The organism is Ktedonobacter sp. SOSP1-52 (assembly GCF_016587395.1).
The window spans coordinates 1-14,404 of sequence record NZ_BNJH01000004.1 but is presented as its reverse complement, the minus strand read 5'-3'; the positions used below and the strand labels follow the sequence as shown (position 1 = coordinate 14,404).

Sequence of the window (14,404 nt, the reverse complement as noted above, 5' to 3'; positions counted from 1 at the left end):
TGAAGTCTTGCTAGTAGAGCTTTGATTTGCTATATCTTTCTTAGCAAGAAAGCTTTAAATGTGTATCGATAAATAGGAATTAAAAGGTCGCGACTTTTTGTTGAGTTTTTACCCGATGGTTGGTATGTGGTTGAGGAGGAGTTCCGCGCACCTGTCTCGTGCGGCATGTATTTGAAACTGGGGGAAGCGTTGTTAGGGGGGCCACCGACATGCCACTGGATTCTACACGCTGGCTCTGATAAGAGAGACGCCACGAGGGTGCCTCTATGCTTTGTCATGCCATGAAGCGATCCGCGGTCTCCTCTACGCTCAAAGGAGATATATTATGTTGACCCTTGCATCCACGCAAGTGAATGTGCCAACAGCGAATCTCGGCTGGGTAGATTACCTGATTATTGGTATTTACTTCTGCGTGACGCTGGGCATTGGTTTCGCGCTGCGAAGGCGCATGCGCTCTTCCGAGGACTTTTTTCTTTCTGGTCGTTCGCTTCCTAGCTGGGTAACGGGCCTGGCCTTTGTGGGCGCGAACCTGGGCGCGCTCGAAATCCTAGGCATGGGCGCCAATGCCGCGCAGTATGGCTTTATGCAGGCTCACTTCTACTGGATTGGCGCTATCCCAGCCATGCTGTTTGTGGCCATCTTTATGATGCCATTCTACTATGGCAGTAAGACACACTCGGTTCCAGGCTTCCTCAAGCTGCGCTTTAACGAAGCCACCCGTGGCTTCAACGCCATTTCTTTTGGCGTGCTGACGATCCTGACTTCTGGAATTAATATGTATGCCGCCGCGCTGGTGTTTAACGTCCTGTTTGGCCTGGACCTCAACATCTGCATCTGGATTTCTGCGGCCTTTATCATGGCCTATATCCTCCTTGGCGGTCTCTCGTCCTCCATTTATAACGAGACCCTGCAATTCTTCCTGATCGTCCTGGGCCTTTTGCCGCTCACCCTGATTGGTCTGAACCATGTAGGCGGTTGGGCGGGCCTCCAGGCAAAGGTGAATAATCCCGCCTTCTTCCACCTATGGCAGGGGACGGCCGGGAACAACAACCCCTTTGGTGTCAACTTCATTGGCATCGTGCTGGGCCTGGGTTTTGTCCTGAGCTTTGGCTACTGGTGTACCGACTTCCTGGTCGTGCAGCGCGCGCTGGCGGCTGAGGACGAGGCGGCTGCCGAACGCACGCCCTTGATCGCGGCCTTCCCCAAGCTCTTCTTCCCCTTTATCGCTATCGTTCCTGGACTGGTCATTTTCTCGCTGATGCCGCACCTGGGCCAGGGTGGCGGCTTCCAGAACTCCTATAACATGGCAATCCCATACGCGATGGTGCAGTTCTTCCCCAGTGGCCTGCTGGGCCTTGGGCTAACGGCATTGCTGGCATCTTTTATGTCTGGTATGGCCGGTAATGTGACCGCATTCAATACCGTCTGGACGTATGACATCTATCGCTCATATATCAAGAAGGACGCGCCTGATAGCCACTATCTGTGGATGGGCCGCATTATTACCGTCGTTGGTATTGTGCTGAGCGTCGGCACAGCTTACCTGGCGGCAAGCTTCAACAGTATCATGGACTATGTCCAGGCGCTCTTCTCCATCTTTAATGCGCCGCTGCTGGCGACGTTCCTGCTGGGTATGTTCTGGCGCCGCACGACTGGTTGGGGTGGTTTTGTTGGCCTGGTGGTGGGAACGGCGGCTTCGATTAGCCTCTGGCTCATGGGACAGTACCATATGATCTCTATGGGGAGCAGCCAGGGGTCGAGCATGTGGCGCGCTCTGATCGCCTGGTCGGTTTGTTTCGTGGTGACCATCGTTGTCTCGCTTGTTACCAAGCCGAAACCCGCTAGTGAGCTGAAGGGCCTGGTCTACAGTATGACGCCGAAGCGTGAGGTTGTGGAGACGGTCTGGTATAAGAAACCTCTGGTACTGGCTGGTATCGCCCTGGCGATCTTCGCGGTCTTAAACATCATCTTCTTCTAGCCAGCGAAAGGACGCAATGATTATGAGTCAACAAGATGTGCGTAACATGGAAAAGTCGGGTGAGACACATCGGCTCTCTATCGCCTTAACCATTGGCGCGACCATTGGTGTTATCGGGCTGGTGCTCCTCCTCTATGGAGCATTCGGCACGGGTGCCGAGTATAACCGCAGCGATGGCTTCAATATTAACCTGTGGTGGGGGCTGGTAATGCTCATCGTAGGCGCAGTCATGGCAGGAGGCAGCTTCCTGTCAAACCGCCGCAAGAGTAAGTCTTGAACAAAAAAGGGAAAGTGCAGAGGGGCTGACGCCTCTCTGCACTTTCCCTTTTTTGTTCAAGACTATTATTTATCGCGCTCGGACTGGTGCAACGCGGCCTGCGCGGCGGCCAGGCGTGCGACGGGAACGCGGAAGGGAGAGCAACTCACGTAGTCGAGGCCGACTTCGTGGCAGAAGGCGATGCTTTCAGGATCACCACCATGCTCACCGCAGATGCCCAGCTCAATATCCTTGTTGGTGTGGCGCCCCTTGGCTACGGCCATGGCGACCAGCTGGCCCACGCCCTCACGATCAAGGGTCTGGAAGGGATTGGTAGGCAGAATCTTAACCTTGTCCTTCTGACCGGGAACATCCAGGCCATCGACATACTTGAGCAAGAACTTGCCCTCGGCGTCGTCACGGCTGTAGCCGAAGGTGGTCTGTGTCAGGTCGTTGGTGCCGAAGCTAAAGAAGTCGGAGACCGGTGCGATCTGATCGGCGGTCACGGCGGCGCGTGGAACCTCGATCATGGTGCCAAATTTGTACGCGATGGCGCCACCAGATTCGCGCGCAATCTCCGCGGCGACACCCTCCAACTGCCTCCGGACCTCGCGTAGCTCATTGACGTGGCCGACCAGTGGGATCATAATCTTCGGCTGGAGCTTCTTGCCCTCGCGCGCTAGCTCGGCTGCGGCCTCCAGAATGGCGCGCGTCTGCATGATGTTGATCTCAGGGAAGAGCAGGCCGAGGCGACAGCCACGTAAGCCCAGCATGGGATTCATCTCACGCATAGAGCCGACGGCTTCGAGCATGGCCTTCTTCTCTTGCAGCTCCGCCTCGTGTCCGCCCTGGGTCTCCAGGCGAGTGACCTCGACCAGGAGCTCTTCATAGGAGGGTAGGAACTCGTGCAGCGGTGGATCGATCAGGCGAATAACGACCGGGTAGCCCTCGCCCGTTGTGGGGCTGACCATGGCTGAGAAGATGCCCTTAAAGTCGCTGCGCTGGAAGGGTAGCAACTGATCGAGCGCGGCCTGGCGCTCCTGGGGGCTGCGTGCGAGAATCATCTTCTGCACGATGGGGAGGCGCTCCTGCTCCATAAACATATGCTCGGTGCGGCAGAGGCCAATGCCCTCGGCTCCAAAGGCGACGGCGCGCTGTGCATCACGTGGGTAGTCGGCATTCGCCCAGACGCCAAGTCTGCGTACCTTGTCGGCCCAGCCCAGCAGCGTCTGTAAATCTCCCTCCCTGGCGAAATCGGAATCAACGGTCTGAATACGACCCTGGAAGACCTCGCCCGTCGCGCCATCAATCGAGATGTCGTCGCCCTCGCGAATAACACTATTAGAGTTGTTGACGCGGAAGAGACGCTCGCTATCACTGACGCGGATGCCTTCACAGCCAGCGACACAGGGGAGACCCAGCCCGCGTGCCACAACGGCGGCGTGGCTGGTCGCACCACCACGTGCGGTGAGAATACCCTTGGCAACGAGCATGCCATGGACGTCATCGGGGCTGGTTTCCGGGCGCACCAGTACGACGGATACCCCGGCTTTGCCCAGCTCCTCGGCGCGATCCGCGTCGAAGACAGCTTTACCGTAGGCCGCACCCGGCGAGGCGTTCAGGCCCTTTGCGAGCAGACGACCCTCCGCCGTGGCCTTTCGCTTCTCCGCCTCATCAAAGCGGGGCAGGAGCAGTTGGTAGACATGCGCTGGCTCAACGCGTTGCAGGGCCTCTTCAGGCGTGATCAAGCCCTCGCGCACCATATCCACGGCGACCTTGATCGCGGCCCTGGCGTTGCGCTTGGCTGAGCGTGTCTGCAACATGTAGAGCTGACCATGCTCGACCGTAAACTCCAGGTCCTGCATATCGCGGTAATGCGCCTCCAGGCGTTTGGCGATCTCCAGGAATTGGCGATAGACTTCGGGCAGATCTTCGTGCAGGCGGCTGATTTTTGATGGTGTACGAATACCGGCGACCACATCCTCACCTTGGGCATTAAGCAAATACTCGCCAAACATCTCGTGCTCGCCGTTTGAGGGGTTGCGGGTAAAGGCCACGCCTGTGCCGCTATCACTGCCCATATTGCCGAAGACCATACTCTGGACATTGACGGCAGTTCCCAGATTGTGCGGAATTTTGTTGAAATTGCGGTAGTCGATGGCGCGTTTATTGTTCCAGGAGGCGAAAACGGCCTCGATTGCCTTGCGCAACTGTTCATAGACGTCTGTGGGGAAGGGCTGTCCCGAGGCTCGCTCCGCGACCTGCTTAAATTCGACGACCAGCTCTTTAAGGGCCTGAGCGGGAATCTCGGCATCCGTCTTTGCGCCCGTGCGCTGCTTGTAGGTCTCCAGGATGTGTTCAAAGTCCTGGGGATTAGTATTCAACACGATCTTGCTGAACATCTGAATGAAGCGACGATAGGCGTCATAGGCGAAGCGCTCGTCCTGTGTTAGGGCGATGAGGCCCTGTACGGTTTCGTCATTGATACCCAGGTTCAGCACAGTATCCATCATACCGGGCATAGAGAACTTCGCGCCTGAGCGTACCGAGACCAGGAGTGGATTCTCCCGACCCCCAAACTGTTTGCCAGTCTGGGCTTCGACAATTTGCAGCGCGGCGAGGGCCTGGTCCCACATACCAGCGGGGAACTGTTTCTGTTCCTCGTAGTAGGCATTGCAGACCTCGGTTGTGATTGTAAAGCCGGGAGGAACAGGCAGACCAGCATTAGTCATCTCGGCCACGCCAGCACCCTTACCACCAAGGAGGGCACGCATGGAGGCGTTGCCCTCGCTAAAGAGATAGACCCATTTCCGTGGAGACTGTTTGACAGCCTCCTCCAATTGTGTGTGTGTGATCTGTTGCGTCATGAAGATGTGTCCTCCACTTGTGCTTGTGGACCCTGGCATGGCCTGTCTCCTGTCACTTACTTCTGATCCGAAAACCCTGAGCGCGAAGCGCTAGACACGTCAGTGGCGTTGGGTTTCGGAATAAGATCATCGACAGGTCAAGAATAAGGCGTACCTTTTCCTGTGTGCCAGAACCCTGGTCGCGCTACAAATCGCGACCAATGACTACGTTGTCAAAACAATATTACGTGCCCAGCGTAGGACTGTGCGAGCGCTCTTGATATAGCTACTCGCTTCATCGGCACTGATGACCTCATCGGCCTCTTCAGGAGGGGTGTCGGCGTAAAACGCCTCGGGATGGAACGGCGAGAGCCGGGCCATCTCCTCTTGAATCGAGTCCGGTGCTCCAACCTGTGCGCCCAGTGCGCGCAAGTCATGATTATATGGAGAACGGCGGCCAATATTGAGCAAGCTTACAGCTTGCGCAGCCTTTTCCGCCACCTGGTTGCAGTAATCGGCGCAGGCAAAATGACGGCCCAGGCCAATTTCAAGTGTGGCTGTAGTCATATCCTGTGCGGCCTCCGCGAAAAGCCCTAATGCACCCTGAACATCATGGTCCGGGTATACCTCCCTGTCCTCCTCATCCTCCTCACCTCCGAAGGGCGCAGGCGATGCCGCCTCTGCATGAACAAATGGTTGCTGGGTCTGATCTTGTGACTCTACTCCACCCAGGAGGAGAGCTTCTAGATCGCTTTCAGTGGAGTCATGATCGCTGTATCGATGGTTAGGCATTTCATGCATGTTAGACATGGTAAGTGTTCCTTCTACAGGGTGCCAAAACATAGGCACGTTTTACGAGGTGTTGTATAGCATTGATTATTAAGTTATGCTATCCCGAACATAGTATTCCTAATCAAGCTAATCTGTCAATGGCTGTAGGAGCATCTTTCGATATGTTTAACGAGTATCAGTTCAGCTAATACTTGTTTGTCATATTGATGTATGTGTATGTATATGAAGAAAATTTTTTGTATTGACGGATGTAATGAAATAAATTGCCAGAAAAGCGGAAAGCTGCATAATGGTGTATCAGGCTGTTGGCGACAGGAGCGTTTTGCTCTTCACATACGTGTATCTATGTATGTTGATATAAAAATGGTTACGCGTGAAAGTGAAGGTGCAAATGAATATAGATAACTCAATGTCTGGTATGGCACAGCCGATCGTGATTGGTGTCTTTGAGAAGCGGGAAAAGGCCGAGGAGGCATTGGAGGATTTGCGCCGGGCGGGCTTTACGGATCAGCAAATAGGCTTTCTCTATCGTCATCTTGATACTGAGGAGAGCGAGAAAAAAATCTCGACCGAGTCCGCGATTGGGGCCGCGGCAGGTGCCATCGGTGGTGGTGCTTTAAGCAGTTTCCTGACGGCTGCAGCGATCTCAGCCATCCCAGGTGTGGGACCCGCCATCGCGGGTGGAATCATCTTTGCCGCGCTGGGAGGGGCCGCCCTGGGAGCTATGGCGGGTGGCTTTGTGGGCATGCTGATTGGTATGGGAGTACCCGAAGACGAGGCACATTACTACCAGGGAGAACTGGAGCATGGCCGCACCATTGTCACCGTGAAGAGCAATGAGCGCTATGACGAGGCGCGGCAGGTGCTGAAGCAGCACGGCGCTTATGACGCGACCGAGCGCATGGCGCAATTGCAGCCGGGTGATACGCAAGCTCAGTCCTCGCTCCCGGCGGCAAGTTTCCACGATGAAGACACAGTCGAGCGTGGAACGCCTGAGTACAATCAGAATGTGCCACTTGAAGAGGCCGATACCATCAAAGTCGAGAACTACCGCCCACCAGTGCGCTAACAATAACAGAGTAGCCGCGTACGCCAGGAGCGAGCCCGCTCCTGGCGTACGCGGCTACTGCTGATACCAGGGGGGATTGAGAGTCAGGATCTGGTGGTAGATGGGGCAACTGTCCTGGTGCGCGCCCGGCAGATAGCCTGTGCTCATGAGAAATTCATTGACGATCTCACCACCTGTAAAAACAAAGTTCTTTTTGAAGAGTTTGACCCACTGCTCCTTATTTAGAGGATGATGAAGCGTGAGCCAGTTCGCGAAGGAGCCATGCTGCTCGCGCAGGACGACGAGGCGGCGCGCATTCTCAATCACAGCGCGCACCTTCAATCGATTGCGAATAATGCCTGCATCACTGAGGAGCCGCTCTTCCTCCTGAGGCCCATAGCTCGCAACTCGATCAAGATCAAAACCTTCAAAGGCGCGCTGAAAGCTCTCCTTCTTCTTTAAAATAGTCTGCCAGGAGAGACCTGCCTGGTTGATCTCCAGGGCCAGGCGCTCGAAGAGGGCGGCGTCGGTGGCGAGGGGAAAACCATACTCATGATCATGGTATGCCTGGTGCAGCGGATGCTCGCGGGCAAAATCGCAATAGCTCTGAGCCATAGGTTCGTGTGTCCTCTTTTCTCTCGACCAAAGGTCCTTCATTGAGAAGTGCCTATCTGTTTATTAAGCAATATGCTCGTTTGTAGCGTAAATACTTCTGCTTTCTCTGTCAAGACAGGACTAAATGCCTGATAGCGAGTAGGTAAAAAGTCATCATTTCCTGTGCCTGGCGCTCTGCTGCGTTGGAATAGAGTGAAAGCGCATAGACGCCGATGGTTGACGTTGATAGTGGAGAGGGTGCGTAATGTAGGGTCTATGCTTGTATGGACTTAGATAGAATCAGATATCTGTATTTGGGACGACGAAGGAGCTGCAAGCATGTTAGCAAGTATTCGTGATCTTGCGATCATGGGTGTTATTTTCTTATTATTTTTGATCGTCGCAATTATTGCCCTGGTGCGCTGGTCAAAACGGATCAAGTACATCCGAACGTGCGAATTATTGGACCTTGAGCACGAGCTTGAGAAGATGCAGCGTGAGGTGCCGAATTACGCAGCGGCTCTGGTAATCGTTGATGTGGCTGTAGGAATTATCTTTCGCTCGAAGATCTCCCTGCTCCTCCTGGAGGGTATAGGTGTCGTCAATATCGTCTATTTGATTGTATTGCTTGTAGGCGTCGTAGGGTGGAGAATGATGGCGAGGCGTTGGCAGAAGATCCAGGAGCAGTTGCCGATCCAGGAGATTCGTGCGCAGATGTCGATGCAGGCGCAGGTAGGCGAGCAGGGCATGGGGCTTCAGCAGCCCTGGCAGGCTCTTCCTGCTCCTATGCAGTGGCCAAATGGCCAGATGGATGGCTCGCAGGGCCAGTGGCAAAACGAGGTGGCCCCTGAGGAGCAAAACCAGTGGCCAACGGGCGGACAGATGGCGATGCCGCAGGGCCAGTGGCAAGGCCAACAGGAGTTCGACCAGCAAAACCAGTGGCAGGCTACTCCCATGCCCTCCTGGCAGCAGAATGGCTCTGGCCAGAACTGGTAAAAACTCAAGTCCCCAGATAGAAAAAGCCGCGCTCTTCGTCGAAGAGCGCGGCTTTTTCTATCTGGGGACTGGGTTTCTCTGCTCAGCCGTAAAAGTAGCCACCCTCCACCGTGAGTATGGATAGGTAATATCAATTCGATCCTGTGAAGCAAACCTCCTGGGGCTTCACAAATCCCTGGAAAAAAAGGAGTAAATAGCGGTATGTTTCCATCGATGGTGGTTCCTGCTATACTACAGGTGCGCCCTGAGCTATGTCTGGAAGAGACTGAGCAACGAGAGAAAGTAGCAGCCAGCATGCCTGTGGAAAAATCCGCGGATCGACCAGGAGATAGAGCGTTTAGCGATGAACTGGCCCTGGAAAAGCTCTATGAACAGTTCCGACGCCCCATACATTCCTATGTCTATCGCCTGCTTGGAAATATGGAAGACGCCGATGATATAACACAAGAGGTATTTATACGCGCGTGCAGTGCCTGGGATGGACTCTATGAGCGTGATCATTTGTCGTCCTGGCTGTATCGGATCGCGACCAATTTATGTGTTGATCAACTGCGTCGACGCAAACGTATCTCCTGGTGGCCCCTTTCACGCCGCTCGCGCCAGGGCGAAAATGACGAGGACGTGAGCGATGACGCCTCCCTCCTTTTAGCCGATAGTGGTGGTATCCCAGAGATCGCTGAACGTGAGCATATCCGCCTGACCCTGGCCAACATGCCTGAAGAGTATGCGGCGGCGCTTGTGTTACATGCTGCGCAAGGGGTCCCCTACCAGGAGATCGCAGCTATTATGGAGATCTCACCCAATGCCGCCGCTACGCGCATTTCCCGAGCCAAAAAGATGTTTATGGAACAGTACAAGCGATTGAATAAGAGTAATGCGAGTATGCAGGAGCGGCGAAAATGAATGACATTTTTCTCCCTCCCCTTCCTGCGGGACATGAAGCCGATTCCCGGGCCTGCGAGATTGTCCACCTTTACCTGGCTGTGTGGGATGATCTGACGCCAGAGCAGCGACGAAGCGTCGCCTTGCATGTGCGTGGGTGCGAGTCGTGTACACAGGAGATGCGCCAGGTTCAGCAGGCGACACGCCTGGTCGCCGACCTCCCTTCTTCACAGCCCTCCGAGCGTGTTGATGCCGCGGTTCGGGCCGCGATAGCCGCGCGCGCACAGGAGCGCAGCAAAACGAGTGACGAGTCGCGCCCGGTAGCCTTTCCAGAGAGACGCCGTGCGCACGCGAGAGCACGCTGGCACCCTGCAATGCTGGTGGCGGCCGCGCTGATGGCTCTGGGAGTGTTACTGGTTTCTTATCTCTTCTTTCTACGCTCCGCGCAGGAGTTTCAAATTCCATCTCAGGTAAGCTGGAACGGCTATGTGCTCTACCATATCCAGACTCAGCAGACAAGTGATGGTGCATCCTATCAGGTCAAGACCTACCATGATTTCACCAATAATATGTTCCATGTCGAGACGGTCATGGATGATAAACTGGATGTCGTAGCGGTAGGCAACGCTCAGCATGGAGTCCTGGGCAAAGATATGATGAATCACGTGGTGCAATGGGATGCTGCCAACTGGGTCGATAGCGACTCTATGTTTGACCTGCAAAAACTACGGGCGGATATGGCGGCGGGGCGCGCCAGCTACATCGGCAAGGGAACCTTCCAGGGACGAGAGGTCTACCAGATTCGCTACCAGAATGGCGATATTCTCCTGCTGGATATACATTATATGCCCGTCAATGTGCTGGAGCAGAAGCCTTCATCCAGCGAGAAGCCGATGTATGATACCCTTGAAGTGCTCACGCTGCAGCAGGTCCCTGAGAGTCTCTGGGACATGCAGGTACCCCCTGGCTTTAAGATGGGCGAGTTACCGCAGAAGCCTTAGATTTGCCCGATACACGAGTGCGACACGGACCGATTGCATGTACACAAAGAAGCGCAAAAGGTGATATGATGAGAACATCAAACTTTGAGGGGAGAAGATTCATGTCAATCTGGTCCGAAGGCGATATGCAGCTCGATGATGTTCGTATTCATTATTACCGTACGGGCGCTGGAGAGAAACCGCCGCTGGTGTTGTTGCACGGTTTCAGCGATAATGGGCTGTGCTGGAGCGAGGTGGTGCGGGAATGGGCGAGCGACTTTGATATCATTCTGCCCGATGCACGCGGGCATGGGCTCTCCAGCGGCTCGGCGAGCGGGAACTATCGGCAGCGGGCCATGGCGGAGGATGTGGTAGCGCTCATCCAGGCGTTGAACCTGGGCTCGGTGCGGCTGGGCGGGCATTCGATGGGGGGCGGCGTGGCAGCAGTGGTGGCCAGCGAGTGGCCTGAACTGGTGCGGGCGGTCGCGCTGGAGGATGCTGCGCTGTTTATACCACGCGAGCAGCCGACAAGTTCACAGGAGGAGGGACAGAGACGCCATGGCTGGTTGTTTGAGGTGCGGACGCAGAGTCTGGAGGAACGCAAGGCCGCCTGTCAGAAGAATACCGGCTGGTCGGAGGTCACAGTAGAGCCGTGGGCTATCTCGAAAGACCAGCTCAATATGGCCATCCTGTCCGCTGGCCCTGCGCCCGTCATCGGCGAGCGTTCGCCTATGGAGGTCCTGACCACCATTCGCTGCCCCCTGCTGCTGGTGACAGGCGACCCCACTCGCGGTGCCATGATCACGCCGGAGCAGGCCGCACAGATCCTGACCGCACAGCCCCGCGCCCGCGAGCTGCATATTCCCAATACAGGGCACTGTATCCGCTATGATCAGCCACGGGCGTATGCGGAGAGCGTGGGGGAATGGCTACGGAATGTATGATCCGTCATGGGCTGCGGGTTAGCCGAATGACGCAGCAGGCCCCTACAGATTTGCCCCTTCTCGGTCATAAAAGATAGAATAAGATAGAAGTTTGCTAAACCCCAAGGCCACATCGGCGTGGCCTTAGAATGAGGAGAACTCGCATGACCGAAGAACATATTCCGGTAATCGTAGGCGCGGCAAGGACGCCGACAGGCAAGTTCCTTGGTAGTCTCGCCAGTTTTACAGCTCCCCAGTTGGGAGCTATCGCTATAAAAGAAGCCGTAAAGCGCGCAGGCATCGACCCCAGCAACCTGGATGAGGTCATCATGGGCAATGTCGTAAGCGCGGGCATTGGGCAGGCGCCGGGCCGCCAGGCCGCCATCCACGCGGGCCTTCCCGATGATATTCCAGCTTTCACAATCAACAAAGTCTGTGGCTCGGGCCTCAAAGCCGTCATGCTGGCGGCGCAGGCCATTCGCGCGGGCGATGGCCAGGCCTATATCGCGGGCGGCATGGAGAGCATGAGCAATGCCCCCTATCTCTTGCCCAAAGCGCGTACTGGCTACCGTATGGGTGATGGCAAAATCATTGACTCGGTGGTCCGTGATGGCCTCTGGTGCGCCTTTGAAGATATCCATATGGGCAATGAGGCAGAGATCATCGCCGAGAAGTTTAGCGTCACGCGCGAGGAGCAGGATCAACTGGCGCTGCGCAGCCACCAGCGCGCGGCGGCAGCCACAGCCGAGGGCCGCTTTAAAGAGGAGATCGTGCCAGTTGAGGTGCGCCAGAAGAAGGGTTCTTTGCTGGTGGAAAACGACGAGCCTATTCGCAGCGACACCTCACGAGAGGCGCTGGCGCGTCTCTCGCCAGCTTTTCTAGAGGATGGTACGGTGACAGCGGGCAATGCCCCTGGTCTAAGCGATGGAGCCTCGGCGACGGTCGTTGTTGGCCAGGCCTTTGCGCAGGCGCAAGGTCTGCCTGTCCTGGCCCGAATTACGGGCTATGCCTCGGCGGCCATCATACCACGCTATATCTTTGCGGCCCCCACGCGTGCCGTTCGTCGCCTGCTGGAGCGCACTGGCATGCAGTTGAGCGACTTCGACCTGATCGAGGTCAACGAGGCCTTTGCGGCCCAGGCGCTTGCCAATGGCAAAGAGCTAGATTGGGATTGGGAGCGCGTGAATGTCAATGGTGGCGCCATTGCCCTTGGCCACCCCATCGGCTCCAGTGGCTCACGTGTCTTGATTACCCTGATCCATGAGTTGAAGCGCCGAGGTGGCGGTCGCGGTCTGGCAACGCTCTGCCTGGGTGGCGGCGGCGCGGTCGCGCTCTCTGTCGAGGTGTAGTTTTTTTATGAAGTAGCGTAAATAAATGTGGTGCAGGCTTTGCCTGCACCACATTTATTTACGCTACTTCATTTTCACATGCCATTGGCGTAGGCGTACCAGGAAGACTGTCCCCAGCCCTCCCAGGAGCAGTGCGAGCACAGTCCAGCCATAGACTACGCTGTACGAGGAGTGAGTGATACCCAGCCCAAATAGCGGGAAGAGCACGATCATAGCCAGGCTAAAGAGTCCCGTTTGAAACGAGAGGACAGTGGCGCGCTGAGCCTCGGGACAACGCTGGTTGATATAGGTGCTGAGTGCGGGATAGAGCACGGCAGTCGCGGCCTGAAAGAAGATCAGGAAGCCCAGTAAGCTTGGGAGCATCTGTGGCTGCATCATTAAAAGCAGGCCTGCTGCCTGGGTGAGGACAGCCAGGGGCAGCAGCCAGCGTTCTGGAATCTTACGCATCATCACGGGCACCATGGCCGTAAAGAGAAACTGGCTAAGATTGCTTAGAGCAATGATAAAACCGACCGCACTCAAGGCGAAGCCCAGGCCATGTAACTGAAGCTGAACGTAGAAGTAGATCGTGGTACCACAACTCTCGGTCAGCCCTGAGATCAGGATCAACCCCAGAATCGCAGGTGTGTTCCAGACGATGCGCAGGCCAGCACCCAGATGCGCCAGGATATTGATGCGCTCCTCCGGCTGGCGCTCTTCAATACCCTCTGGCAGCAGACAGAGAGGCAGGATGGAGACCAGGCAGATAAGCGCGCGACAGATGAATGGCAGAGTCTGCATGATGCTGCCAAGATAGCCCCCAAGTGTGGTACCCACCATCTCACTTACCAGGCTGACCATCAGTGTCCAGCTCATGAGCTTACTATAGAGCTGCGATTGGCGCTGCGCATCGGCATAGCCAGTCAGCGTCCAGAGCAGCGCGTCATTGGCCCCGCCCAGGAAGGCGAAAGAGATGCCCGAGAGCGCGAATGCCAGGAGCATAAATGGTGCCGTGGGATGGAGATAGAGCAAACTATCAAGCGCGCTAATCAGACAATAGAGAATCAGGCTTTTGCGGCGTCCCAGCAAGTCCGCGAAGATCCCGGTTGGCACCTCTGCGACGAACTTGGCAATATGAAAGACCATCTCAAACAAGCCGATCACAAAGGGGCTATATCCCTGCGCCGCCAGGTAGATCATCCAGATGGCGCTGGTCAGAAGCACACGCGAAGACGCGGTATAGCCAAAGAATGCGGCCAGCCAGCGCCGCCAGGGACGCGGCTCAAGCACACTGGTAGCTAAAGTGTTTTCCTCCGCTGAGGATTCCATAACAGAGTCATTCATGGATTCTGGATACTCCCTCTCATGAGAAGTAGGTAAAGCGTACGATAGTGAGCGCTTCTGTTGGAAGCAAGTTGAGAGAGTACCTGGCGTGGATGGCTACACGGGCAAGGGCAGCACATAGCCCACACGCGATGTCCCATGGAAGGGTGGAAAAAGGGCTAAGAAACAGAGGACGAAAAAGTAGCCATGCCAAAGGCAGCAGAATCTACCGCAGAACAGAGATGTCCTGAGAGTGGAGGCTCGGCGCTACTTCTCGCCGCATAAGCGCTACGCCAGGCTTATGCGGCCACCACATGGCCGAGGATTGATGGAATGAGGTGATGATGGGCCAGTCGCCCGGCGCTGGCGCGCGCGGTGACCTGGCGCATATGCTGTCTCGTCATATACTTGAGAATAACATGCCTCCATGCAGACGTCAAGAGGGTTTCGACACTCGG

12 protein-coding genes are annotated in these 14,404 nt (G+C 55.8%); 8 read left to right on the top strand and 4 right to left on the bottom strand.

What is annotated here, in order from left to right; all coding sequences use genetic code 11:
• Positions 1-325: 325 nt before the first annotated feature.
• Both JMJ16_RS35240 and JMJ16_RS35235 read left to right on the top strand, forming a co-directional pair.
• Positions 326-1,978 carry a sodium:solute symporter family protein gene (locus JMJ16_RS35240; RefSeq protein WP_201389288.1) on the top strand — a complete coding sequence of 551 codons (1,653 nt, stop codon included), beginning with the start codon at positions 326-328 and terminating at the stop codon, positions 1,976-1,978.
• 22 nt (positions 1,979-2,000) lie between these two features.
• Complete coding sequence (locus JMJ16_RS35235; protein ID WP_201389285.1) at positions 2,001-2,255, top strand: hypothetical protein; 255 nt, start codon at positions 2,001-2,003, stop codon at positions 2,253-2,255.
• A gap of 65 nt (positions 2,256-2,320) precedes the next feature.
• Here JMJ16_RS35235 and ppdK read toward each other — a convergent pair whose 3' ends face one another.
• Positions 2,321-5,101, bottom strand: a complete 2,781-nt coding sequence (gene ppdK / locus JMJ16_RS35230; protein WP_201390806.1) for a pyruvate, phosphate dikinase — start codon at positions 5,099-5,101, stop codon at positions 2,321-2,323.
• Between the two features lie 204 nt (positions 5,102-5,305).
• Entirely contained in the window at positions 5,306-5,890 is a 585-nt protein-coding gene (locus JMJ16_RS35225; RefSeq protein ID WP_201380683.1) for a HEPN domain-containing protein, read from the bottom strand.
• A gap of 373 nt (positions 5,891-6,263) precedes the next feature.
• Here JMJ16_RS35225 and JMJ16_RS35220 point away from each other — a divergent pair, with 373 nt between their 5' ends.
• On the top strand, positions 6,264-6,941 hold the full coding sequence (locus JMJ16_RS35220; protein WP_201389283.1) for a hypothetical protein: 678 nt from the start codon (positions 6,264-6,266) through the stop codon (positions 6,939-6,941).
• Positions 6,942-6,995: 54 nt separating this feature from the next.
• On the opposite strand, the gene JMJ16_RS35215 is transcribed toward JMJ16_RS35220, so the two are convergent.
• Positions 6,996-7,535 carry a DNA-3-methyladenine glycosylase I gene (locus JMJ16_RS35215; protein ID WP_201389281.1) on the bottom strand — a complete coding sequence of 180 codons (540 nt, stop codon included), beginning with the start codon at positions 7,533-7,535 and terminating at the stop codon, positions 6,996-6,998.
• A gap of 318 nt (positions 7,536-7,853) precedes the next feature.
• Here JMJ16_RS35215 and JMJ16_RS35210 point away from each other — a divergent pair, with 318 nt between their 5' ends.
• The 5 genes from JMJ16_RS35210 (at position 7,854) to JMJ16_RS35190 (ending at position 12,644) form a co-directional block, all read left to right on the top strand.
• A complete protein-coding gene (locus JMJ16_RS35210) occupies positions 7,854-8,510 on the top strand; it encodes a hypothetical protein (protein WP_201389278.1) in 657 nt (218 codons plus the stop codon).
• Positions 8,511-8,711: 201 nt separating this feature from the next.
• Positions 8,712-9,413 carry an RNA polymerase sigma factor gene (locus tag JMJ16_RS35205; protein ID WP_201389276.1) on the top strand — a complete coding sequence of 234 codons (702 nt, stop codon included), beginning with the start codon at positions 8,712-8,714 and terminating at the stop codon, positions 9,411-9,413.
• The gene (locus JMJ16_RS35200) at positions 9,410-10,393 is read left to right on the top strand and encodes a zf-HC2 domain-containing protein (protein WP_201389273.1); all 984 of its coding nucleotides are present in this window, start codon (positions 9,410-9,412) and stop codon (positions 10,391-10,393) included. Before JMJ16_RS35205 ends, JMJ16_RS35200 begins: the two co-directional genes overlap by 4 nt.
• 101 nt (positions 10,394-10,494) lie before the next feature.
• Positions 10,495-11,316, top strand: coding sequence for an alpha/beta fold hydrolase (locus JMJ16_RS35195; RefSeq protein WP_201389271.1), 822 nt, complete (start codon positions 10,495-10,497; stop codon positions 11,314-11,316).
• Between the two features lie 143 nt (positions 11,317-11,459).
• Positions 11,460-12,644 carry an acetyl-CoA C-acetyltransferase gene (locus JMJ16_RS35190; RefSeq protein WP_201389269.1) on the top strand — a complete coding sequence of 395 codons (1,185 nt, stop codon included), beginning with the start codon at positions 11,460-11,462 and terminating at the stop codon, positions 12,642-12,644.
• A 63-nt stretch (positions 12,645-12,707) separates the two neighbouring features.
• On the opposite strand, the gene JMJ16_RS35185 is transcribed toward JMJ16_RS35190, so the two are convergent.
• Positions 12,708-13,967, bottom strand: coding sequence for an MFS transporter (locus JMJ16_RS35185; RefSeq protein ID WP_201389267.1), 1,260 nt, complete (start codon positions 13,965-13,967; stop codon positions 12,708-12,710).
• Positions 13,968-14,404 lie beyond the last annotated feature (437 nt).

What these genes read in the sequence shown, in the direction of transcription:
- JMJ16_RS35240 (WP_201389288.1), top strand. Translation starts at nt 326, where the DNA reads ATGTTGACCCTTGCATCCACGCAAGTGAATGTGCCAACAGCGAATCTC.
- JMJ16_RS35235 (WP_201389285.1), top strand. Translation starts at nt 2,001, where the DNA reads ATGAGTCAACAAGATGTGCGTAACATGGAAAAGTCGGGTGAGACACAT.
- ppdK (WP_201390806.1), bottom strand. Translation starts at nt 5,101, where the DNA reads ATGACGCAACAGATCACACACACACAATTGGAGGAGGCTGTCAAACAG.
- JMJ16_RS35225 (WP_201380683.1), bottom strand. Translation starts at nt 5,890, where the DNA reads ATGTCTAACATGCATGAAATGCCTAACCATCGATACAGCGATCATGAC.
- JMJ16_RS35220 (WP_201389283.1), top strand. Translation starts at nt 6,264, where the DNA reads ATGAATATAGATAACTCAATGTCTGGTATGGCACAGCCGATCGTGATT.
- JMJ16_RS35215 (WP_201389281.1), bottom strand. Translation starts at nt 7,535, where the DNA reads ATGGCTCAGAGCTATTGCGATTTTGCCCGCGAGCATCCGCTGCACCAG.
- JMJ16_RS35210 (WP_201389278.1), top strand. Translation starts at nt 7,854, where the DNA reads ATGTTAGCAAGTATTCGTGATCTTGCGATCATGGGTGTTATTTTCTTA.
- JMJ16_RS35205 (WP_201389276.1), top strand. Translation starts at nt 8,712, where the DNA reads ATGTTTCCATCGATGGTGGTTCCTGCTATACTACAGGTGCGCCCTGAG.
- JMJ16_RS35200 (WP_201389273.1), top strand. Translation starts at nt 9,410, where the DNA reads ATGAATGACATTTTTCTCCCTCCCCTTCCTGCGGGACATGAAGCCGAT.
- JMJ16_RS35195 (WP_201389271.1), top strand. Translation starts at nt 10,495, where the DNA reads ATGTCAATCTGGTCCGAAGGCGATATGCAGCTCGATGATGTTCGTATT.
- JMJ16_RS35190 (WP_201389269.1), top strand. Translation starts at nt 11,460, where the DNA reads ATGACCGAAGAACATATTCCGGTAATCGTAGGCGCGGCAAGGACGCCG.
- JMJ16_RS35185 (WP_201389267.1), bottom strand. Translation starts at nt 13,967, where the DNA reads ATGAATGACTCTGTTATGGAATCCTCAGCGGAGGAAAACACTTTAGCT.